The organism is Proteus terrae, assembly GCF_003144325.1.
GTDB classification, from domain to species: domain Bacteria; phylum Pseudomonadota; class Gammaproteobacteria; order Enterobacterales; family Enterobacteriaceae; genus Proteus; species Proteus terrae.
In genome coordinates this window covers 86454-108449 of sequence record NZ_PENS01000004.1, presented here as the reverse complement: position 1 = coordinate 108449, position 21996 = coordinate 86454, and the positions used below count along the sequence as shown (strand labels likewise).

The window sequence follows — 21996 nt, the reverse complement described above, 5'->3', positions numbered from 1 at the left end:
AATACCCCATTGCACCATTTTAGTGCATCTTACCTTTATTACATTAATGAACCAATGCGTAAGTGAAAAGACTGACTCCTTAAGTGGGAGAAAAGTGCCCATCCGAAGATGGGCAAAATAGCTTCACGGCAAAAAAAACAGTTTTACATCTTGGCTTAAGTGTTTATTAGTAAAAATAGTCTTAAGCGCTGTAATACATTTCAAATTCAAGAGGATGTGGAGCCATACGTACACGTTGAACATCAGCACGTAATAATTCTAAATAAGCATCAATAGCATCATCAGTAAATACACCACCGCGAGTTAAGAATTCACGATCTGTATTTAATGTATTTAATGCTTCTTCTAATGAACCTGCGACAGTTGGGATCTCTTTCGCTTCTTCTGGTGGTAAGTCATAGAGGTTTTTATCCATAGCATCACCAGGATGAATTTTATTGATAATTCCATCAAGACCCGCCATTAACTGTGCAGCAAACGCAAGGTAAGGGTTTGCTAACGGATCTGGGAAACGCACTTCAATACGGCGAGCTTTCATGCTAGCAACAACTGGAATACGAATTGACGCTGAACGGTTACGTGCAGAGTAAGCTAGCATTACAGGTGCTTCAAAACCCGGAACTAAACGTTTGTAAGAGTTAGTGGTTGGGTTAGTAAATGCATTTAATGCACGAGCATGTTTGATAATACCGCCGATGTAATACAGCGCCATTTCAGATAATCCGCCGTATTTGTCGCCTGCAAACAGGTTTACACCGTTTTTGGACAGTGACATATGGCAGTGCATACCTGAACCATTATCACCAACTAATGGTTTTGGCATAAAGGTTGCTGTTTTACCAAATACGTGAGCGACGTTTTGTACCACGTATTTATAAATTTGGGTTTCATCTGCTTTTTTGGTCATAGTATTAAAGCGAGTAGCCACTTCATTTTGGCCCGCAGTTGCTACTTCATGGTGATGAGCTTCAACAACTAAGCCCATTTCTTCCATGATGTTACACATAGTAGAACGAATATCTTGTGATGAATCGACTGGTGGTAGTGGGAAATAACCCCCTTTAACCATTGGGCGGTGACCTTTGTTGCCGTCTTCATATTTGGTATTTGTATTCCATGCAGCTTCAATATCATTGATAGCGTAAGAAGCGCCTGAAATATCGTTTTTGAAACGAATATCATCAAACAGGAAGAATTCTGGCTCTGGTCCAAACAGCACTGTGTCTGCGATACCACTTGATTTTAAATAGTGTTCAGCGCGTTTTGAGATAGAACGTGGGTCGCGATCGTAACCTTGCATTGTGCCAGGTTCTAAAACGTCACAGCGAATAATCAGAGTTGGATCTTGGAAAAATGGGTCAAGCATTGCGGTTGTTGCATCTGGCATCAGTACCATGTCTGATTCGTTAATGCCTTTCCAGCCACCAATAGAAGAACCATCGAACATTTTTCCTTCTTCAAAGAAATCATCGTTAACCTGATGAGCCGGAATAGTAAGATGTTGTTCTTTACCGCGGGTATCAGTGAAACGTAAGTCAATATATCTAACTTTATGTTCTTCAATCATGGATAACACATGTTCAAGGGACATAGGAACTCTCCTGGCGAATGGTTTTATTGAGTGCAGTGGCCTTACACATTTTTCGGTGAATTTTTTGCTCACCTAAATTCTATTGCGAAAAGCATGCCAACTTATCTAAAAAGGGATATATACTGTATTGATGAAGTTTAGTGTAGAATATCTCCTGTGATTTTTTAATTATTGCACAAAGTTGGTGCAAATTAAGCCTAATTAGTTGCACTATTTTGGTGCAATCGAACGGATGCTACTAAATTCTGAGGCGTGAAAAGGATCACAATTCAATTAATTGCATATTGTTAAGCAATCATTATTGTGATCTTGTTTAGTCTCTCGTCTAAAGCGTGTACAATACTGCGCTTATTTCTACAATGCCTGAGGCAAATTTTGTGATCGAAAACTTGCGTAATATCGCCATCATCGCCCACGTTGACCATGGTAAAACAACTATCGTCGATAAATTACTACAGCAATCTGGTACGTTCGGCGAACGTGAAACCGTTGCTGAGCGCGTGATGGACTCAAATGATCTCGAAAGAGAGCGCGGAATTACTATTCTTGCGAAAAATACAGCGATTAAATGGAATGACTATCGTATCAATATCGTAGATACCCCAGGACACGCCGACTTCGGTGGTGAGGTAGAACGCGTTATGTCTATGGTAGACTGCGTTCTATTGCTGGTTGACGCGATGGATGGCCCAATGCCACAAACTCGTTTTGTGACACAAAAAGCGTTTGCTAACAACTTAAAACCAATTGTTGTTATCAATAAAGTTGACCGCCCTGGTGCGCGTCCAGACTGGGTTGTTGATCAGGTATTTGACCTGTTCGTAAACTTAGGCGCAACTGACGAACAACTTGATTTCCCAATTATCTATGCATCTGCATTAAACGGTATTGCGGGAACAGATTACAATGATATGGCTGAAGATATGACTCCGTTATACGAAGCTATTGTCAAATATGTAGAGCCACCAAAAGTTGATCTGGAAGGTACATTCCAGATGCAAATTTCTCAGTTGGACTACAACAACTACATGGGTGTTATCGGTATCGGTCGTATCAAGCGTGGTAAGGTTAAACCTAACCAGCAAGTTACCATCATCGATAGCGAAGGTAATACTCGTAATGGTAAAGTCGGTAAAGTGTTAGGTCACTTAGGCTTAGAACGTATCGAAGTTGAAGTAGCAGAAGCTGGCGATATCATCGCAATCACAGGCTTAGGCGAACTGAATATTTCTGATACGATCTGCGAAACAGGTGCTGTTGAAGCATTACCTGCATTAGCCGTTGATGAACCAACTGTTAGCATGTATTTCTGTGTTAATACTTCACCTTTCTGTGGTCGTGAAGGTAAGTTTGTGACTTCTCGTCAGATTTTAGATCGTCTGAAAAAAGAGTTAGTCCATAACGTAGCATTACGTGTAGAAGAAACCGAAGATCCAGATGCATTCCGTGTATCAGGTCGTGGTGAGCTTCACCTGTCAGTTCTGATTGAAAATATGCGTCGTGAAGGTTACGAATTAGGTGTATCTCGTCCTAAAGTTATCTTCCGTGATATTGACGGCCGTAAACAAGAGCCTTTCGAACAAGTTACTATCGACATTGAAGAGCAACACCAAGGTGATGTGATGCAAGCGATGGGTGAGCGTAAAGGCGAAATGCGTGATATGCAACCAGATGGTAAAGGACGTGTACGTTTAGACTACATTATCCCTAGCCGTGGTCTGATTGGTTTCCGTACTGAATTTATGACCATGACATCAGGTACTGGTTTACTGTATGCAACATTCAGTCACTATGATGATGTTCGTCCAGGTGAAATCGGTCGCCGTAATAACGGTGTTATGATCTCTAATGGCCAAGGTAAAGCCGTTGCTTACGCACTGTATAGCTTACAAGACCGCGGTAAATTATTCGTTACTCATGGTGCAGAAGTTTATGAAGGCCAAGTGATTGGTATTCATACTCGCTCTAATGACTTAACAGTAAACTGCTTGACGGGTAAAAAGCTGACTAACATGCGTGCTTCTGGTACAGATGAGGCGACAACGCTGACTCCACACCTGAAACAAACATTAGAACAAGCATTAGAATTTATTGATGACGATGAGTTAGTTGAAGTTACTCCGCAGTCTATCCGTCTGCGTAAGCGTTATCTGTCAGAAAACGATCGTCGTCGTGCTTACCGTAGCAAAGACTAATTCGTTATTCTGATAACATAATTCTTAGGGCGCGTTAGCGCCCTGAGTTTATACTCGTCATACTTCAAGTTACAGAGTTGGTTGCGTTTAACTAGTCGCCTAGCTGTAACTTAAATTATTTAGAGTATGTGGTACTAGTTGTACTATTAGACGAATGCGGTGGAAAATTTGCCACCGCATAAGTTTTTCTCTTCCTGCCTCTCTTTTCTTACCTTTTATTCCTCAAGCTGCATTTACAATTTAAGTATTTTTTTCTGGTATCAATATCAAAAGCCATCATCCACCCTATTATGCATTATAGATAATGATGCTTTTAGCCTCACTTTTCGTCTTTACCTATTCTGGTTTTATGTTTTACAAAAAATTAAGTGTGATTATTGTACTTTTTTAGTGTTTAAGCCTGTTCAGTAAAGCGATTTATGATTAAAGTAAAATGAGTTTTCTATTATGGAGAGGATTTATGCTTTATATCTTTGATATGGGTAATGTGATTATTGATATCGATTTTAACCGGGTATTCGCAGTATGGAGTAAACTCAGTGGTGTTCCATTAGCGAACATAAAAAAGAACTTCACCACAGGAGAGATCTTTAAATTACACGAACGCGGCAATATTACAGACATCGAGTTTGCAGAAGAAATCAGTTCAGAATTAGAAATGAATTTAAGCTTTGAACAGTTTGCTGAAGGATGGCAAGCTATTTTCGTCGCATTACGCCCTGAAGTCATTGATATAATGAATAAATTAAGAGAGCAAGGACATCGGGTTGTGGTGTTATCAAATACTAATCGCTTACATCAAAATTACTGGCCAGAACACTATCCTGAAATAGCAGCCTCAGCCGATTTCCTCTATCTATCTCAAGATATCGGTATGAGAAAACCTGATCCTGAAATTTATAAGTATGTTTTACAGTCTGAAGACATTGAAGCACAAGATGCCGTTTTCTTTGATGATGTGAAAGCCAATGTTGATGCTGCCATTGCTGTGGGTATGAAAGGTGTACATGTCATTGATAAACAAACTGTCATTGATTATTTCAAAGATTATGATTTTTCTCTCCCTGTAGAAGAATAATGCTATTGTAAGGATAACAACAGATTGAATTTGTTATCCTTTTTTATTGATTTATTTTGGAGAGAGTATGATCGCGTTAATTCAACGAGTGACACAGGCAAAAGTAGATATTGCAGGTGAAACAGTCGGCGCTATTAATCAAGGTTTGTTGGTTTTATTAGGTGTAGAGAAAGATGACAACGAACAGAAAGCCAAAAGATTATGTGAAAAAGTATGCGGTTATCGCATATTTAGTGATGAAAATGACAAAATGAATCTAAATGTGCAACAAGCAGGTGGCAGTTTATTAGTCGTCTCTCAATTCACACTAGCCGCAGAAACACAAAAAGGAATGCGCCCTGGTTTTTCGAATGGTGCGCCTCCTGAATTAGCGAAAAACCTCTACCACTACTTTATAGAACAATGTCAGCAGCAAGGTTTAGAAACACAAACAGGCCAATTCGCCGCGGATATGCAAATCACACTGACTAATGACGGTCCAGTCACCTTTTGGTTGCAGGTATAACGTCGAACATGTAGTGATGTTAAAAGGAGCTCAGATATGTACCATTTACGAACCCCAAAAACCGAGGCGGAATTTGATGCCTATTATGCTTTTCGCTGGGAAATGCTTCGTAAGCCTCTACATCAACCTGAAGGCTCTGAAAAAGACGGTTATGATACCTTTGCTCATCATCAAATGGTTGTCGATGAAACGGGACAACCTGTCGCGATTGGACGACTTTATATTAATGCGGATAACGAAGGCGCTATCCGCTTTATGGCAGTACGCACAGATGTACAAGGTAAAGGTTTAGGCACTCTTGTTGCCATGGCGCTAGAATCATTGGCTCGCCAAGAAGGTATAAAACGGATCGTGTGTAGTGCAAGAGAAGAGTCTGTAAACTTCTTTGAAAAATTGGGTTATGAAAATTGTGGTCTAGTCACTGGCCCTCAAACCACACCCATTAAGCACTTTTTTATGAAAAAAAGTATTGAGTCTTTAGATGACATTCTTCATCGACCAGATTGGTGTGCTGAATTACAAAAACAGTGGCACCAACATATTCCTTTAAGTGAGAAAATGGGATTACGTATTACTCAATATACGGGAACTCGTTTTTATACCACTATCCCAGAAGCGGGAAACCAAAACCCTCATCACACTATTTTTGCAGGCAGCCAATTTTCACTCGCAACATTAACAGGTTGGGGATTGATTTGGCTATTAATGCGCGAGCATAAGTTGCAAGGTGATATTGTGCTAGTGGATGCTCATATTCGTTATCGCAAACCTGTATCAGGGCGTCCTGCGGCCGTTGCTGATATGGAGAATTTAAGTGGGGATTTAGGGCGATTAGCGAAGGGCAGTAAGGCTCGCATTAAGTTAGATGTTGATATTTGTGGTGATGAAGGCGTCGGTGCTGTTTTTAGTGGTACTTATATTGTTTTACCTTCACAAAATAAGCAGTGTTAAGTGTATTTTATTTAATTCATTGAATTTAATCTATTTTTTACCATTCTTACCAACATTTTTGTTATTTTTTTTACGTTAAAGCGTGGGGATAATCAATCTATGCTTTGATGCTTATTTTATAGTGTTTCTATCGCTATCCAATTGATGTATATTTCGCAGTTTACGGAGGGAAGCATGGACACCAATTTATCTACTCGTCTTAATAAATATATCAGTGAAAGCGGGATCTGCTCACGCCGTGAGACTGACCGTTATATTGAGCAAGGACTTGTCCTTATTAATGGCAAACGCGCCAGTATTGGCGACCAAGTATTTGCTGGCGATGAAGTCAAAGTCAATGGTCGATTAATTGAAGCACAGGATAACTCTGAGCTGGTTTTGATTGCACTGAATAAGCCAGTGGGAATTGTCAGTACCACAGATGATGGCGAAAAAGATAATATTGTTGACTATGTTAACCACAGTACCCGTATTTTCCCAATTGGGCGTTTAGATAAAGATTCACAAGGATTGATTTTCCTGACTAACCACGGCGATTTAGTGAATAAAATCCTACGTGCAGGTAATGATCATGAAAAAGAGTACCTTGTGACAGTGAATAAGCCGATCACAGATGAATTTATTCATGGAATGGGGGCTGGTGTTCCTATCATGGGACAAAAAACCAAGAAATGTAAGGTTAAGAAAGAAGCGCCGATGGTGTTTCGTATTACCTTAGTTCAAGGGTTAAATCGTCAAATTCGTCGTATGTGTGAATATTTTGGTTATGAAGTCACTAAGCTTGAACGCATTCGTATTATGAATGTGAGCTTATCAGGATTGCCTGTTGGTGAATGGCGTGATTTGACCGATGATGAATTAATTACCTTATTTGAAGCGATTGAAAAATCAACGTCTGAAGCACCGCCAAAGCCAAAGCAAAATAAGCCGAAAAAACAAATCAGTAGTAATGCAAAAGCATTGGGTATTCATATTCCTCAAACAAAAACTAAAGAAACGGAAAATAATTCCCGTAAGCGTTTTGTTCAGCCTGGTCGTAAAAAGAAAAAACGCTAAGTTCATTTTGAAGACGCGATAAAAACAAAAAAACACCTGAAAAGGTGTTTTTTTGTTTGTTCTATTTAAGACAAATTATACATCGATAAAATTAGTCTAAATTAAGTTCATCTAATTTATTTTGGCGACGTTCAAGTACGATCGCTGCAAGTTCAGCATCCATAACTCGCTCAATCAATGCATCATAGTCTTCTTTAGAAAGGCAATAGAACAACGGAGTTTTGTTGTCATCACACACAAGCAGTGTGCTGTTATCTTCAAGTGCAGTTAAAGGAGATTGTTGAAACGCATTTAAAGATATTTTTTCAGGGGAAAAATCTTCGTCAGACATGAAAACTCCACAATAAAGAAAAAGGCAATAGCGCATTGTAACGCTTTTTATAAAGGGAGCAATCTGTGCTCCTGCGAAAGATCAATATTATAGGTGATTAATTATTTCGCCATTTTGTATCACTGAGTTGAGTATTTGTTGCTCACCTTTACTTCCAGTTAATGTACCATTAAGCGTTGATTCCACTGGGTTTGAACGTAAATCACCTTTCAGTTTTAGTGTGAATTGGCCTACTTCGTCAGAGTAGGTTGTTTTGAAACCTAATGTGTAAGGTATTGATAAAGGTACATTTAATCCATTAGCAATAAGTGAAAATTGGCGCTGTTGGTTAGATTGCACTAAACCAGCTGAACCCCGAACAATGCCATCACCAATAAATGCTGAATATTGCTCAACGATAGCGTTATCTTGTTGAGTGACAATTTTTAAATCAGGGCGACGTAATTCAATACGATTTAATGTACCACTATCAGCATTAAATACCGCTGAGCCTTGCCATAATCCCCATTCACCTTCTTTTGCAATTACTAAATTTTGCAGTTTTCCTGTTAAATTCGTGAATTGGAATGGAAATTCTGGCGTGATATCAATCAAAATGGATTGATTGATAGATAACTGTTCGATAGTGATATTTTGAATATTACTCTTATCATCTATTGGTTTAGCTAAAAAAGTGAGCCAATTTTCAGGTAGCGTATATAAAAGACCCGATAATGTGGCGTCTTGGATCCTGATGGTTTTGTTGTCTTTATTCCAATGACCAGCAAGTTTAATTAAGCCTTTCTCGTAGCGTAGGCTGAGGCTATCTAGATTGAGTTGATTGTTCTGCTGGTTGAGTTTTGCGATAAGATCAGTGAAGTGTTCATCTTGAAAAACAACATCATTTGTATTGAGTTCACCAGTTGTAAATGAAAGAGCCTTATCCCAACTAAACTGAGAAAATTGCCCATCAAAGCCACTGATTGCCCACTGTTTTCCTTCAGCAGTAAAATCAACAATATTAAGTGCTCTTATACTAATACGAGGATATTCAGAGAGAGACTGAATTAATTCGTTAAGGGTTTGCGAGGATTGCCAGCGCAACCCATTCATATAAACCTCATCAAATTTCCATTGATTATCTTGATATTGCCCACTCAAAGATAGTGAGCCATTAAGTAGACGAGTACCTAATTTCTCTATTTGAATACTATTTGGCTGATATTGCCCAGAGATAATAAAATTACTGAATTCATTATTATTTATCATGCCATTAGCAATAGAGAATTGGAAATGACCCGCTCCTATCAAATCGGTTGATGTTGGGATCCATGGCGTAATACCACCTGTTACTTTATTGGCATCAAAAGAAAAATTATTCTTTTTACTGTTTAGTGCCATATTTTTAAATTGTAAGATATCGGCACTTAAGGGTATTGAAGGTGTTTTGTCTGCAAACTCAATATTGCCATTTTCTAATGTAATTTTTTGCAGATGAGAAGGGGTGGTAAAAAATTGCCAATTAAATCGAATTTGTGCTGATTTTGCCGATACTGTCGATTTATCTTGTTTAGGATTAACGAGGAGATCATGAACAATGACTTGCTCGGGTTGCATAAGATCATGCTCAATACCTGAGAAGCGAATATCATAGTCAGTGTATTGTGTCAGCCATTCACTGGTTTTCTGCGCGCCCCACTGAGTCTGAATAAAAGCGTAAATTATAATAATAAATAAAATAACGATAAGTATCAGAGATACCAAACTTTTCATCAGCCAGCGCATAACCCTTCTCCTGTTTTATACTCCATCAAAACATTATACAGTTATGCCTGAAAACTAGGCGATGCTCAAGTATTCATCGGATAAATCAAAGAGATTTCACTTGTTTATTAAGGATGCTAGATATTCTGGATGTCAGATTTCCCGTATTGGGTAATCGTTTTAAATGACTGTTTACTTCCCCTAGTATTTTCATAACCAACTGAGCATGTCGTCCTTCTGTTGTACTTAATTTTTGCTGATGAAGTTTGTTACTGTAGTTAATTAACTGAGAAATCAAATCATTAGGTTCAAGACTTCCAGAACGGTAAATATCGTGAAGATTAGGAGTAATGTAAGATTGATTCTGTAAGTAATTAAATGAATATTTAAGAGCATCTACTGTAGGCTTATTAAGATATGGGTTAGTTAAAAACGTACCTAAGTCTTTTTTAATATGCTCTAAATTGAATTCAGCAACAGGCTTATTTCCTAAATAAGTAAATTTATGATCACTATTAAATAATGAAAGAATAGAATCTTTGAGATAAGTAAAAAATTGCTCAATAGTTTGTATATGAAAATCTTGAGTAGATGGATGACTTTTTAAGTATTTGAGTGCAGGATTTTTTATTGGGCTCAATGGTGTAGTCATTTTATTTTTCTTTGATTTTCAGTCTTGAGATAAAGATTTACCGTAACTCAAAGGATCATACTTTTATAAAAATACCATTGGCCTAAAGATGATAAATAAAACGCTATTTTCATAATCAAAAATAGCGCTTTACTCGTTTATTGCTAATTAATAATTATTTTTCTGGTGGGAAAATTAGATTTAAAATAATGGCCGTTAAACCGCCCGCAGCAATACCTGATGACAGCAATGTTTTTAGCCAATCAGGGGCAAACTGTAATATTTGAGGCTGTTGCGAAACGCCTAACCCTACCGCAAGTGAAATAGCAAGGATCATGATGGCTCGGCGGTTTAATGCTTCTTTAGAAACAATACGTACGCCAGACGCAGCTATTGTACCGAACATCACTAATGTGGCTCCGCCTAATACTGGCTCAGGAATTCTTTGTACAAATTCAGCAACGAATGGAAATAAACCTAAGATAACAAGCATTGCTGCAACAATATAACCTACGTAGCGGCTAGCAACACCTGTTAATTGGATCACACCATTATTTTGGCCAAAACAAGAGTTTGGGAAGGTATTGAAAAATGCTGAAACCATGGAGTTAATTCCATTAGCTAATACACCCCCTTTGATGCGCTTCATATATAAGGGACCACTGACGGGCTGCTCTGAAACATCAGAAGTTGCCGTGATATCACCAATGGTTTCTAGCGAAGTGATCATAAACACCAGCATTAAAGGAATAAGTAAATTCCAATCAAATGATAGGCCATAATAAAATGGCTCAGGGATCGTGATCAGCGGTGTTTCTTGATGTTCTGCGGGTGTGGGTAACATATCTAAAGCCCAAGCAAGAACATAACCCACTGCCATTGCAATAACTAAAGAAGCTACTCGTAAGTAAGGATTTTTTTGTCGATTAAGTAAAATAATAACGATAAGAACAGAGCTTGCTAACAATAAGTTCTGTGGCGAGCCAAAAGTATTATTTTCGATAGCAGCATAACCGCCACCTATAGACGTTAATCCGACTTGAATTAATGATAGACCAATAATCATCACGACTACACCTGAAACTAAAGGCGTAATGATACGTCTTGCTAGGTGAAGTACGCGTGAAAGGACGATTTCTGTTAATGAGGCGACCATTAAGGTTCCAAAAAGGGCTGCCATCATTGTCGGAATATCTGCACCACCATTTTTAAGAGCTAATCCTCCCATAATGAGTGGAGCAACAAAGTTAAAGCTTGTTCCTTGAATTGATAACAATCCTGAACCTATAGGTCCCCAAGCTCGAATTTGTATTAAAGAGGCAATACCTGATGCAAATAAAGACATACTAATAATGCGTTGGGTATCGTGTGCCGGTAGTCCTAATGCTTGGCAAATTAAAATTGCGGGAGTAATAACTGCGACAAACATGGCTAAAAGGTGCTGACATGCGGCAAAAAGCGTTTGAGCTAATGGCGGTTTTTCTTCTAAAGCAAAAAGAAGCTCGCTATTTTTTTTAACTGAAACATCACTATCTTTAGGCAAATTTTGATTTTCTGAAGTAACCATGGTGTGAATTTCTTATTCGACAAAAACGGTATTTTAATGATCTGCGCCACAAAAGCAATCGTTTGCGTGAAAATGATGTTATCAAAATGCATAAGAGGCGCTCACATTTTTATATGTTTTAACTTGTGTTTGTCTCCGTTTTTTTTTCTAATCGGGGATACCTGCTTTTGGCGTTGTTTATGGATGAACTTAGCGTCGTAGTATTTTTATATAAAATTAACAAATAAGACGGGGTACATAAATGTATCATCTTGATGTTTATGGCACGCTGGTTGCGGCCACTTTGGTTCTCTTGATCGGACGTAAGTTAGTGAAATCTGTTCCTTTTTTAGAACGGTATACGATCCCAGAACCTGTTGCAGGTGGGCTACTTGTTGCAGTTCTTCTATTAGCATTCAAATCTTTTATGGATTGGGAAGTGAGTTTTGATCTGTCACTTAAAGATCCATTAATGCTAGCCTTCTTTGCAACAATCGGGTTAAACGCAAATCTCGCGAGCTTAAAGGCCGGAGGAAAAGCGCTTTTTATTTTCGTCTTTGTCGTTGTTGGGTTGTTGTTAGTACAAAATACCGTTGGTATCGCGCTAGCAAAAATGTTAGGTCTTGATCCATTAATGGGATTACTTGCAGGCTCGATTACATTATCGGGTGGTCATGGTACAGGGGCGGCTTGGGGTAAAACGTTTGTTGAAAACTATGGCTTCATGAGTGCATCTGAAGTAGCGATGGCGTGTGCAACCTTTGGTTTAGTTTTGGGAGGATTGATTGGTGGCCCTGTTGCGCGCTACTTAATCAAAAATATTCCAACGCCAGGATTAGGCGCTGACGACCATGAAATGCCAACAGCGTTTGAGAAACCCACTACAGGCAGAATGATCACGTCAATGGTCTTGTTAGAAACCATTGCGATGATCGCGATTTGTTTAATGGCGGGTACATTCCTTTCTCAATTATTAGAAGGTACTGCATTCTCATTACCGACCTTTGTGTGTGTCCTGTTTATCGGCGTTATTTTAAGTAATAGCCTGTCAATGCTTGGTTTCTATCGTGTTTTTGATAGAGCTGTGTCCGTTTTAGGTAACGTAAGTTTATCGTTATTCTTAGCGATGGCATTAATGAGCTTGAAATTATGGGAGCTTGCATCTCTGGCGATACCTATGTTGGTTATCCTTGGCGTTCAAGCGGGTGTCATGGCGCTATACGCTATTTTTGTGACATTCCGAGTAATGGGTAAAAATTACGATGCGGCGGTTTTAGCTGCGGGTCACTGTGGTTTTGGTTTAGGGGCAACACCAACGGCAATTGCCAATATGCAAGCCGTTACGGATCGTTTTGGGCCTTCTCATCTAGCGTTCTTAGTCGTACCAATGGTTGGTGCGTTCTTTATTGATATTGTGAATGCAATAGTGATCAAGCTGTATCTACTATTGCCATTCTTTACACCTATAGCAGGATAGTTTTACCGTTATCACTGAAGAAGTATCTCTGTATTAAATAGCACCCCATTGTTGGTTTTCAGCATTGTTGGTTTTCAGCATTGGGGTGTTTTTTTATGGGATGTTCTATTTCAATATCACGCTGAATCGAGTTTAACGGCATGTTAAGGCGATGCAAAGAATGATCTTATGCTTGGCTATACTGTGTTTTAGTCGGTAACCAGCGTTCGATTAAGGCTTGTGAATGCTTAGGGTAATGTTCATGTAGGTAACGTGCAATACGTTGTACTTCAGGAATGAGTCCCTGATCGCGTAATAAATCAGCCACTTTAAATTGTACATTACCTGTTTGCTTAGTACCTAGAAGCTCACCAGGGCCACGAATTTCGAGATCTTTTTGTGCAATGACAAAACCATCATTGCTATCCCTTAATACCTGCAATCGCAAACGCGCTGTTTGAGTGAGTGGCGTTTTATACAACAAGACACAATGAGAGGCGATAGCCCCTCGACCTACACGTCCACGTAATTGGTGTAATTGTGCTAGCCCTAACCGTTCTGGGTTATCAATGATCATCAAACTTGCATTAGGTACGTCAACGCCAACTTCAATCACTGTTGTTGCAACTAAAAGTTGGAGCTTATTTTCTTTAAATGCCGCCATTACAGCTTGTTTCTCTGCGGGCTTCATTCGCCCATGTACCAATCCTACTTTGATTTCAGGGAGTGCTATTGTAAGTTCATCATAGATAACTTGGGCAGCTTGCGCTTCAAGTACTTCAGAATCTTCAATTAAGGTGCATACCCAATAGGCTTGTCGATTCTCTTCTGTGCAAGCTAGTCTGATGCGTTCAATAATGTCATTACGGCGAGTATCAGGGATAGCGACAGTAGTAACAGGTGTACGCCCCGGCGGTAATTCGTCGATGATAGAGGTGTCCATATCAGCATAAGCGGTCATCGCTAATGTTCGTGGGATAGGCGTTGCTGTCATCACCAATTGATGAGGGTGAAAGCCTTGTTCTTCACCTTTTTTCCATAAGGCAAGGCGTTGATGCACACCAAAACGGTGTTGTTCATCAATAATCACTAAGGCTAGAGAGTGAAATTTAACTTGTTCTTGGAAAATCGCATGTGTTCCAATAATGATCGATACTTCACCATTTGCAATGGCATTTTGCTGTGTTTCGCGGGCTTTCCCTTTCTGTTTTCCTGCTAGCCAACCTACTTGGATACCAAAAGGCTCAAACCATTTTCTAAAGGTTAATGCATGTTGCTCTGCTAACAATTCTGTTGGTGCCATTAAAGCCACTTGCTTACCATTAGCAATAGCACGTAACGCACTTAATGCGGCAACTAGCGTTTTACCTGAGCCTACATCTCCTTGGATCAATCGCATCATTGGATAGTCTTTTTCTAAATCTGTTTCTATCTCATTGACGACACGTTGTTGTGCATTAGTCGGGGTAAAGGGGAGAGAGGCGAGAAATTGCTGACGTAACGTTGATGTATTTGGCATAAACAATGGCTCTGCACGATAAGATTGTGCACCAGCTCTTGCATTGAGCATACCTAGATTGTGAGCCAGCAATTCTTCAATAATTAGCCTTTTTTGCGCAGGATGCTGTCCTTTCTCAAGTTCAGCAAAAGCGATATCAGGAGGCGGATTATGCAGTGTACGTAATGCTGTGGCTAATGGGGGTAAACCGTGAATAAATTGCTCAGGTAATAATTCGTTAATAGCGCAGGTATCAAGTAATTCTAATGCTTGTTCTATTAATTTACGTAATGATGTTTGGCGTAAGCCTTCTGTCGTTGAATAGATGGGAGTGAGTGTTTCTTGCAGTTTAACTTCAGAGCCTGCAACTTTGATTTTATATTCAGGGTGAATAATTTCAGGGCCCCGACTTCCTCGTTTAACTTCGCCATAAGCTGTGACCTGTTTACCTTGAGCAAGGTTATTTTTCATCGCCGCTGTAAAGTTAAAAAAGCGAAGTGTTAAAATTCCAGAGCCATCAGAAATTTGGCAGGTCATCATTTTACGCCGACCAAAACTGACTTCAGTTCTTAAGATTTCGCCAGAAACAGTGGCAGGAATACCGGGAAGGAGATCACTGATAGCATAAAGATGCGTTTGATCTTCATAACGCAAAGGAAGGTGGAGTAACAAATCCTCAATAGTCACAAGCCCTATTTTTGCCAGCTTGTCTGCCTGACTTGCACCTACGCCGTGAAGAGTGGTTAAGGGGATTGCATCAAGCAGTTTTCCTTTCATGGGATCAATACTCCGTCTTTTTTAATTTCCTAAGTTGTTTTTGTGTCATTTGCATTTCCGCCCACCATGACTCCGGCGCTTCAATTTCACCGCTACCATTAATATAAGGGCGAGGCAGTCCTTTACGGCGAGAAACTTCTGCCAATACCGGGTATCCGCCTTCAAAGAGAAGAATTTGTTGTTCTTCTTCTGTTAAGGTGCTCTCTGTTCGATTATACATACCTGCAGCCTGACGTTGGCGTTGTGCTTCATATAAAATTAGTGCACTGGCGACAGAAACATTCAGCGATTGTACCATTCCCATCATCGGCACAATAATATCTTGATCTGCAAGTGCGATAGCATCTTGTGAGATCCCCGTTTTTTCTTGTCCCATAATAATACAAGTTGGACGAGTGTAATCAATCTCACGAAAATCAACTGCTTTATCTGAGAGATGAGTCGCAAGAACTTGCATACCTTGGGTACGAAAGGCGTTAACCGCATCTGTGATAGTAGGATGAGTTTCTACATTGACCCAGCTATTACTTCCTGCTGCGGGGGAAACTAACATCCGCATTTTTTCTTCAGGCCAAATAGCATGAATTTTAGGAATGCCTACAGCATCAGCCGTTCTTATAACGGCTGCAACATTATGGGATTTATGCACTTCTTCAAGGCAAACGGTAAGATCAGGTTGCCGCATCGCCATCATTTGGCAGATGCGGGCATATCGAATTGAATTCATGACTAGTTTTTATTACGGCTAACGCGCAGAACGTCTGGCATGATGCGAAGTTTACGCATGATATTGGCTAATTGAATTCTATCTTTCGCAGTTAAGCGAATAAAAGCACAATACACGCGACCATCTTTCTCTTCTGTATTCATACTTTGAATACTTGAGTTAGCATCGTTAATAGCTGCGGTTAAGTTTGCTAAAGCGCCTTGGTGGTTGATCATATCGACTTTAATTTCAGTAATGAAATCGCTGTTGATCTCTTTATCCCACTCGACAGGCATGAATTTTTCAGGCTCTTTTTGGTAACCACGAATATTACGACAAGATTCATGGTGAATAACCAAACCTTTACCTGGGCTAATATGTGCAACGATAGGATCACCCGGAATAGGGCGGCAACATTTAGCGAAGGAGATTAATACGCCATCAGCGCCTTTAATTGGGAGTTTAGGCGTTTCATCATTGGTTGTTTCTGTTTGTGCGTTTTCATCTTGATTTTGACTATCAATCAATAAATTACGCGCAACAACAACGCTCATGGTATTACCTAAACCAATTTCAGCCATTAAGTCGTCGATTGAATGAAGTTTCATACGCTTCAATTCACGCTCAATATTTTCAGCTGAAATGTCAGCAAGCTTGTGCTCACCTAATGCGTGATTGAGTAAACGACGACCTAAATTAATAGAGTCTTCACGTTTTAAGTTTTTCAGCAGTTGTCGGATTTTAGAGCGAGCTCTTGAACTGACGACAAAGTTTAGCCAAGCCGCATTGGGTCTTGCACCAGGAGCGGTAATAATTTCAACCGTTTGTCCGGTACGTAGCGATTGTGATAGTGGGTAAGGTTGCCTATCAACCCTTGCACCCACACAAGCATGACCGATATCAGTGTGTACAGCATAAGCAAAATCGACAGGAGTAGCACCCGTTGGTAATTCGACAATGCGACCTTCTGGCGTGAAAACGTAGATTTCATCAGGAAAAAGATCTGATTTTACGTTCTCAATAAATTCAAATGAGCTACCCGCACTTTGTTGCAATTCAAGTAAACTTTGCATCCAGCGTTGAGCTCTAACTTGTGCAGTTGTGCCCGGTTGCTCACCTTGCTCTTTATAAGCCCAATGTGCAGCAACTCCCATCTCTGCCATTTGATCCATATCTTCAGTACGAATTTGCACTTCAACAGGTACCCCATGAGGGCCAATAAGTGAAGTATGAAGAGATTGATAGCCGTTGGCTTTTGGAATTGCAATATAGTCTTTAACTCGACCGGGACGCGGTTTATAAAGACTGTGCATTTGACCTAAAACGCGATAACAGGTATCGACTTCTTTCACGATTACGCGAAAGGCGTAAATATCCATGATCGAGTGAAAACGTTGCTCTTTTAACAACATTTTCCGATAGATAGAGTAAAGGTGTTTTTCACGACCGTTAACTTTGCATTCGATATGTGCTTCTGTCAGGCGTCCTTCAATTTCAGAGAGGATTTTATTAATCATCTCTTTACGGTTGCCTCGAGCTGCTTTAACGACTTCTTTGATTACACGGTAGCGATTAGGATGTAGCGCCTCGAAACCCAGCTCTTCAAGCTCTGTTTTGATATGATGTATACCTAAACGATGTGCGAGAGGACTGTAAATTTCGAGTGTTTCGCGAGCAATACGGCGACGTTTATCTGGGCGTAATGATCCCAGAGTGCGCATATTGTGAGTTCGGTCTGCCAGCTTGATCAAAATGACGCGGATATCTTTTACCATCGCCATAATCATCTTACGGAAGTTTTCAGCCTGAGCCTCTTTTTTGTCTCTAAACTTCAATTTATCAAGTTTAGATACCCCTTCAACAAGATCGGCTACCGTACTACCAAAGAGGCTTTCGATATCTTGGAAGGTTGCAGGTGTATCTTCGATAACATCATGCAACAGCGCCGCCATCAGCGTTTGCTGGTCTAATCGCATATCTGCGAGGATACACGCAACCGCAACAGGGTGAGTAATATAAGGCTCACCACTTGAACGAGTTTGTCCCTCGTGGGCATTTCGGGCGACGATAAAGGCTTTTTTAAGTTGTTCAACTTGCTCCGATGGCAAGTATTTTTGAACGATCTGATTCAGGCTTTCAAACAGGTACAAGGCAGACCTACCCCTATTTTATAAAACGATTAACGACGACCTTCCGCAATCGCTGAAACAGCTTGTAATTCTGCTGCTTCTTGCTCTTGCTGCTCTTGGCGTTCACGAGCATCAAGAATTTTACCGTTAATCAGGCCTTCTTCGATTTCACGTAGCGCGACAACAGTCATTTTATCATTTTCTTCTGGAACTAAAGGATCTTTAGCGCCAACTTGTAACTGACGCGCACGACGTGCTGCGACCAGAACGAGGTCAAAACGGTTACCAATTTTCTCTACAGCGTCTTGAACGGTTACGCGTGCCATATTTGTGTTACTCCACCATTAACGAAATGACTGGGCATAATACTGAAAGTTAACTCAGTCTGCCAATAATTTGCTGATTAAATCACCATGTCGTAGCGTTTGACGATCAAGGCGTAATTTTTCTGAACGAATAATTGATTGTAAATCAGCAAGCGCAGTATTGAAATCATCATTAATCAGCAAATAATCATACTCATTAAAATGTTCCATTTCCGATACAGCTTGCGACATACGTTTTGTAATCACTTCTTCGCTATCTTGCCCACGTCCACGAAGTCGGCGGTAAAGCTCTTCTTTTGACGGTGGCAGAATAAAAATACTGCGAGCTTCTGGCATCGCTTTACGCACTTGCTGTGCGCCTTGCCAGTCGATATCTAAAAAGACATCTACACCACTGGCTAAGATTTCTTTGATAATTTTGCCGGATGTTCCGTAATAGTTACCAAAAACACAAGCATGTTCGAGGAAATCCCCGCTGTCTATCATGCTTTTAAATTCTTCTTCAGTAACAAAGAAGTAATGTTCACCATGGCTCTCTCCCGGTCGCATTGGGCGGGTTGTATGAGAGACTGAAACCTGAGTGTCATATAAAGGCTGTGTTTTTAACAGCGCTTGAATAAGACTTGATTTACCCGCACCGCTTGGAGCGGAAACAATATAAAGTGTTCCTTGGATCATGATGACTTTCTGAATTTGACTGGAGAATTAAGTATAAATACATGTTTAGGGAGCAAATCCCCCATATAGTATACACATACAATGAATGACATACAGTGCCCATGTTTAATACAGGGCCATTTTTTTTCTTATTACATTCTATTTTCTGAATATAGAAACAAGAGAAAAATTAAACTATGTCAATATTAACATATAATTAAAGGCTCAGTGATAGGAATTACCTTTTATCACAATAGCGAAAAGAGATTATATTTTGAGATACCCCACAGAATCAAAAAGAACCGCTGTCGTTAAAACAGCGATTCGTTAATCTTGATTCTCGTAATTAAAGACAGGTAAGCCCAATTTATAACGAATAGCGAGAAGTCGAGCGGTTAACCCTGCAATTAGGGTAATGATGATAATGACGTCTCTTGGTAATGGTGTATAAAACAGTAATCCCATATAAAGCCACGCGGCACCAAAAGCGATACCGGCATAAATTTCTTTTTGGAAAACCAAAGGAATGGTATTACAAAGCATATCTCTTAATACACCACCAAACGCGCCCGTGATCACCGCAGCAATAGCAGCAATAATTGGGCCATAGTCCATATCGAGTGCGATTTGTGCACCGATAATAGAGAAAACCATTAGACCAATGGCATCTAAGATAAGAAAGAGTCGCTGAAGGTGTTTCATCATGGGAGCAACCCACATGGTGATGACAGCAGCACATGCAACAGTGACGATATATTCAGGGTGTTTTACCCAACCTAATGGGTAATGGCCGAGTAGAATGTCTCTGACAGAGCCACCACCAATGGCAGTTGCAGAGGCGATAATAATAACGCCAAAAACATCCATTTTACGACGACCAGCAGCAAGCGCACCAGTCATGGCTTCTGCAGTAATACCAATAATATAGAGAACACTAAGTAACATGATTTTCTAATTTTCTGACTATTTAGTGAGGGTAGAATAATTACCTTGCGAAAAAGTCTCGACTGAATTTTTTTAGTGCCAGGTAAAATTAATTAGTTTTTATAATGTGGAAATTTATTTCCCGATAAGGATAAATATGTCTTTTCAGGAACACCAGATTACGTTTGATAGCCGTCATCATCAGCTAACTAATATAAATGTTTGGACGCCAGATAGCCAGTGGTTAGTCTATGATGTACGTCCCAATGGGGGATCTTTTACAGGTCTAACCATAGAAAAAATTCATGCGAAAACAAAACAGCAACAGATCATTTACACAGCAACACAAGGGGCACATGTAGGGGTTGCAACAGTAAGCCCTACAGAGCCCGTGCGTTACGCCTTTATTCATGGGCCAGAAAACCCAGATAATGAATGGCATTATGACTTTCATCATCGTCGAGGCGTGATTGTTGATGAGTCAAATAATAATCGTGCATTTAATATCGACGCATGTTCGTTGACATCACCTTATCAAGCCGGTGCATTACGTGGCGGTACACATGTTCACGTCTTTAGTCCTGACGGTACGCGTTTAAGCTTTACCTACAATGATCATATTATGCATGAACTTGGTGGCGAATATGATCAACGTAATGTGGCTGTTGCAGTGCCACTAAAAGCGGTTAATGTCGCTAAAAAGCACCCACGCGAATATGACGGTGAATATTTTTGCACTGTAGTAAGCCAAACTGTTGCTCACCCACAAAAGGGAAGCGACGAAATTAATAAAGCTTATGAAGAGTGTTGGGTTGGTACTCAAGGTTATATAAAGACTGATGGTTCACAGCAACATTGGGCTATTGCATTTATCGGCGATACCGTGAGTGAAAATGGCGATAAAGTTGCTGATATTTTCCTAGTGGATTTACCTGATGATAATCAGGCTTTCAGTGTTGAAGGTGATAAACCATTGGCAGGAACTGATACAACAATGCCAGCAGTGGCTAAAGGTATTCATCAAGTTCGCCTAACAAATACAGCAAATAGAAAATATGCCGGTGTTTTAAATCAGCCTCGTCACTGGTTAAGAAGTTCCCCACAAGGTGATGCGATCGCTTTCTTAATGAAAGATGATAACGGTATTGTGCAGTTGTATACCGTATCGCCAAGTACGAAAGAGATAAAAAAAATCACTTCGCAGGATTGGGATATTCAGTCAGCCTTTACGTGGAATAGTAATGGACAATATCTCACCTTTATTTGCGATAATAGCGTGATGCTATGTAATGTGAAAACGAGTGAGTTAACTCGATTAACAGAAAAAACAGCACAGGCACCAAGTAGTGATGCTGTCGTATTCTCTCCAAATGACCAATATATTGCATTTATGCGTGATGTTGATGGTTATCGCCAGATATTTACCGTAGAGACTGGGTTGTAAAGTTTTATCGTCTATAAATAAGGTATCTTAAATAATGAGATACCTTTTTATTTAATAAAAAATAAAATAGAGAATAAAATAAGTATAATTATCGAAAAACTAGAAGTGATCACTAATAATAAAATTAAGGTATTATTTAAAGATAATCATCATTACTGCCCTAAATTTATTAATAGCGAAAGGCTTATTTATGTTGATAAAGTAAATGTAAGTGATGAGTCTGGATCTATATTATTTGGTTATAGTTTTAGTAAAATAAATGGTTTTCCTATTGAAATAGAAACGGAGATTGAATCTTTTTATGCGGAGGATATTGATGATTTACTGCATATTATTGTGAATATCATTGATAGAGAGTCGATAAGAATTATGGAACTTGTTCATCATCCCCTAAAAAAATAATGATGTTTGATAAAAACCGGCATTGTGAAAGCAATGCCGGTTTCTGTTTT

Annotated in this window: 19 protein-coding genes; 8 read left to right on the top strand and 11 right to left on the bottom strand. The window is 39.6% G+C overall.

Going from position 1 to position 21996, the window contains the following annotated elements; all coding sequences use genetic code 11:
• Positions 1-181: 181 nt before the first annotated feature.
• A complete protein-coding gene (glnA, locus tag DK857_RS03910; RefSeq protein WP_109401592.1) occupies positions 182-1591 on the bottom strand; it encodes a glutamate--ammonia ligase in 1410 nt (469 codons plus the stop codon).
• A 359-nt stretch (positions 1592-1950) separates the two neighbouring features.
• Here glnA and typA point away from each other — a divergent pair, with 359 nt between their 5' ends.
• The 5 genes from typA to rluF all read left to right on the top strand — a co-directional run bounded on the left by typA (position 1951) and on the right by rluF (position 7376).
• Positions 1951-3786, top strand: a complete 1836-nt coding sequence (gene typA, locus DK857_RS03905; protein ID WP_088494327.1) for a ribosome-dependent GTPase TypA — start codon at positions 1951-1953, stop codon at positions 3784-3786.
• A gap of 460 nt (positions 3787-4246) precedes the next feature.
• Entirely contained in the window at positions 4247-4864 is a 618-nt protein-coding gene (gene yihX / locus DK857_RS03900) for a glucose-1-phosphatase (protein WP_075671284.1), read from the top strand.
• Positions 4865-4931: 67 nt separating this feature from the next.
• Positions 4932-5369, top strand: coding sequence for a D-aminoacyl-tRNA deacylase (dtd, locus tag DK857_RS03895; RefSeq protein ID WP_072064855.1), 438 nt, complete (start codon positions 4932-4934; stop codon positions 5367-5369).
• 36 nt (positions 5370-5405) lie between these two features.
• Complete coding sequence (gene fabY / locus DK857_RS03890; protein WP_109401591.1) at positions 5406-6320, top strand: fatty acid biosynthesis protein FabY; 915 nt, start codon at positions 5406-5408, stop codon at positions 6318-6320.
• A 174-nt stretch (positions 6321-6494) separates the two neighbouring features.
• The gene (gene rluF, locus DK857_RS03885; protein ID WP_109401590.1) at positions 6495-7376 is read left to right on the top strand and encodes a 23S rRNA pseudouridine(2604) synthase RluF; all 882 of its coding nucleotides are present in this window, start codon (positions 6495-6497) and stop codon (positions 7374-7376) included.
• Between the two features lie 91 nt (positions 7377-7467).
• Here the strand turns inward: rluF and DK857_RS03880 are convergent, their stop codons facing one another.
• The 4 genes from DK857_RS03880 to DK857_RS03865 form a co-directional block, all read right to left on the bottom strand.
• Entirely contained in the window at positions 7468-7707 is a 240-nt protein-coding gene (locus DK857_RS03880) for a hypothetical protein (protein WP_109395042.1), read from the bottom strand.
• An 87-nt stretch (positions 7708-7794) separates the two neighbouring features.
• Positions 7795-9471, bottom strand: a complete 1677-nt coding sequence (locus tag DK857_RS03875; RefSeq protein WP_109395041.1) for an AsmA family protein — start codon at positions 9469-9471, stop codon at positions 7795-7797.
• Between the two features lie 85 nt (positions 9472-9556).
• On the bottom strand, positions 9557-10102 hold the full coding sequence (locus DK857_RS03870; protein ID WP_109401589.1) for a hypothetical protein: 546 nt from the start codon (positions 10100-10102) through the stop codon (positions 9557-9559).
• Positions 10103-10256: 154 nt separating this feature from the next.
• Entirely contained in the window at positions 10257-11648 is a 1392-nt protein-coding gene (locus DK857_RS03865; protein WP_109401588.1) for a uracil-xanthine permease family protein, read from the bottom strand.
• 241 nt (positions 11649-11889) lie between these two features.
• On the opposite strand from DK857_RS03865, the gene gltS reads away from it, so the two are divergent.
• The gene (gene gltS, locus DK857_RS03860; RefSeq protein ID WP_036933836.1) at positions 11890-13104 is read left to right on the top strand and encodes a sodium/glutamate symporter; all 1215 of its coding nucleotides are present in this window, start codon (positions 11890-11892) and stop codon (positions 13102-13104) included.
• 166 nt (positions 13105-13270) lie between these two features.
• Here gltS and recG read toward each other — a convergent pair whose 3' ends face one another.
• The 6 genes from recG to DK857_RS03830 form a co-directional block, all read right to left on the bottom strand.
• On the bottom strand, positions 13271-15358 hold the full coding sequence (gene recG, locus DK857_RS03855; RefSeq protein WP_109401587.1) for an ATP-dependent DNA helicase RecG: 2088 nt from the start codon (positions 15356-15358) through the stop codon (positions 13271-13273).
• Positions 15359-15362: 4 nt separating this feature from the next.
• Positions 15363-16085 (bottom strand): tRNA (guanosine(18)-2'-O)-methyltransferase TrmH, encoded by a 723-nt coding sequence (gene trmH, locus DK857_RS03850; RefSeq protein WP_109401586.1) that lies wholly within the window; start codon positions 16083-16085, stop codon positions 15363-15365.
• 2 nt (positions 16086-16087) lie between these two features.
• The gene (gene spoT, locus DK857_RS03845; RefSeq protein ID WP_075671312.1) at positions 16088-18214 is read right to left on the bottom strand and encodes a bifunctional GTP diphosphokinase/guanosine-3',5'-bis pyrophosphate 3'-pyrophosphohydrolase; all 2127 of its coding nucleotides are present in this window, start codon (positions 18212-18214) and stop codon (positions 16088-16090) included.
• Positions 18215-18243: 29 nt separating this feature from the next.
• A complete protein-coding gene (gene rpoZ / locus DK857_RS03840; protein ID WP_006534607.1) occupies positions 18244-18519 on the bottom strand; it encodes a DNA-directed RNA polymerase subunit omega in 276 nt (91 codons plus the stop codon).
• Positions 18520-18573: 54 nt separating this feature from the next.
• Positions 18574-19197 carry a guanylate kinase gene (gmk, locus tag DK857_RS03835; RefSeq protein WP_109395036.1) on the bottom strand — a complete coding sequence of 208 codons (624 nt, stop codon included), beginning with the start codon at positions 19195-19197 and terminating at the stop codon, positions 18574-18576.
• Positions 19198-19503: 306 nt separating this feature from the next.
• A complete protein-coding gene (locus DK857_RS03830) occupies positions 19504-20121 on the bottom strand; it encodes a trimeric intracellular cation channel family protein (protein ID WP_088494339.1) in 618 nt (205 codons plus the stop codon).
• A gap of 136 nt (positions 20122-20257) precedes the next feature.
• Between DK857_RS03830 and DK857_RS03825 the strand changes: the two genes are divergently transcribed.
• Both DK857_RS03825 and DK857_RS03820 read left to right on the top strand, forming a co-directional pair.
• Positions 20258-21544 carry a DUF3748 domain-containing protein gene (locus DK857_RS03825; RefSeq protein WP_109401585.1) on the top strand — a complete coding sequence of 429 codons (1287 nt, stop codon included), beginning with the start codon at positions 20258-20260 and terminating at the stop codon, positions 21542-21544.
• Positions 21545-21649: 105 nt separating this feature from the next.
• Positions 21650-21946, top strand: coding sequence for a hypothetical protein (locus tag DK857_RS03820; protein ID WP_227003114.1), 297 nt, complete (start codon positions 21650-21652; stop codon positions 21944-21946).
• Positions 21947-21996 lie beyond the last annotated feature (50 nt).

Coding starts and splice junctions, on each gene's coding strand:
- glnA (WP_109401592.1), bottom strand. CDS start 1,591: ATGTCCCTTGAACATGTGTTATCCATGATTGAAGAACATAAAGTTAGA.
- typA (WP_088494327.1), top strand. CDS start 1,951: ATGCCTGAGGCAAATTTTGTGATCGAAAACTTGCGTAATATCGCCATC.
- yihX (WP_075671284.1), top strand. CDS start 4,247: ATGCTTTATATCTTTGATATGGGTAATGTGATTATTGATATCGATTTT.
- dtd (WP_072064855.1), top strand. CDS start 4,932: ATGATCGCGTTAATTCAACGAGTGACACAGGCAAAAGTAGATATTGCA.
- fabY (WP_109401591.1), top strand. CDS start 5,406: ATGTACCATTTACGAACCCCAAAAACCGAGGCGGAATTTGATGCCTAT.
- rluF (WP_109401590.1), top strand. CDS start 6,495: ATGGACACCAATTTATCTACTCGTCTTAATAAATATATCAGTGAAAGC.
- DK857_RS03880 (WP_109395042.1), bottom strand. CDS start 7,707: ATGTCTGACGAAGATTTTTCCCCTGAAAAAATATCTTTAAATGCGTTT.
- DK857_RS03875 (WP_109395041.1), bottom strand. CDS start 9,471: ATGCGCTGGCTGATGAAAAGTTTGGTATCTCTGATACTTATCGTTATT.
- DK857_RS03870 (WP_109401589.1), bottom strand. CDS start 10,102: ATGACTACACCATTGAGCCCAATAAAAAATCCTGCACTCAAATACTTA.
- DK857_RS03865 (WP_109401588.1), bottom strand. CDS start 11,648: ATGGTTACTTCAGAAAATCAAAATTTGCCTAAAGATAGTGATGTTTCA.
- gltS (WP_036933836.1), top strand. CDS start 11,890: ATGTATCATCTTGATGTTTATGGCACGCTGGTTGCGGCCACTTTGGTT.
- recG (WP_109401587.1), bottom strand. CDS start 15,358: ATGAAAGGAAAACTGCTTGATGCAATCCCCTTAACCACTCTTCACGGC.
- trmH (WP_109401586.1), bottom strand. CDS start 16,085: ATGAATTCAATTCGATATGCCCGCATCTGCCAAATGATGGCGATGCGG.
- rpoZ (WP_006534607.1), bottom strand. CDS start 18,519: ATGGCACGCGTAACCGTTCAAGACGCTGTAGAGAAAATTGGTAACCGT.
- gmk (WP_109395036.1), bottom strand. CDS start 19,197: ATGATCCAAGGAACACTTTATATTGTTTCCGCTCCAAGCGGTGCGGGT.
- DK857_RS03830 (WP_088494339.1), bottom strand. CDS start 20,121: ATGTTACTTAGTGTTCTCTATATTATTGGTATTACTGCAGAAGCCATG.
- DK857_RS03825 (WP_109401585.1), top strand. CDS start 20,258: ATGTCTTTTCAGGAACACCAGATTACGTTTGATAGCCGTCATCATCAG.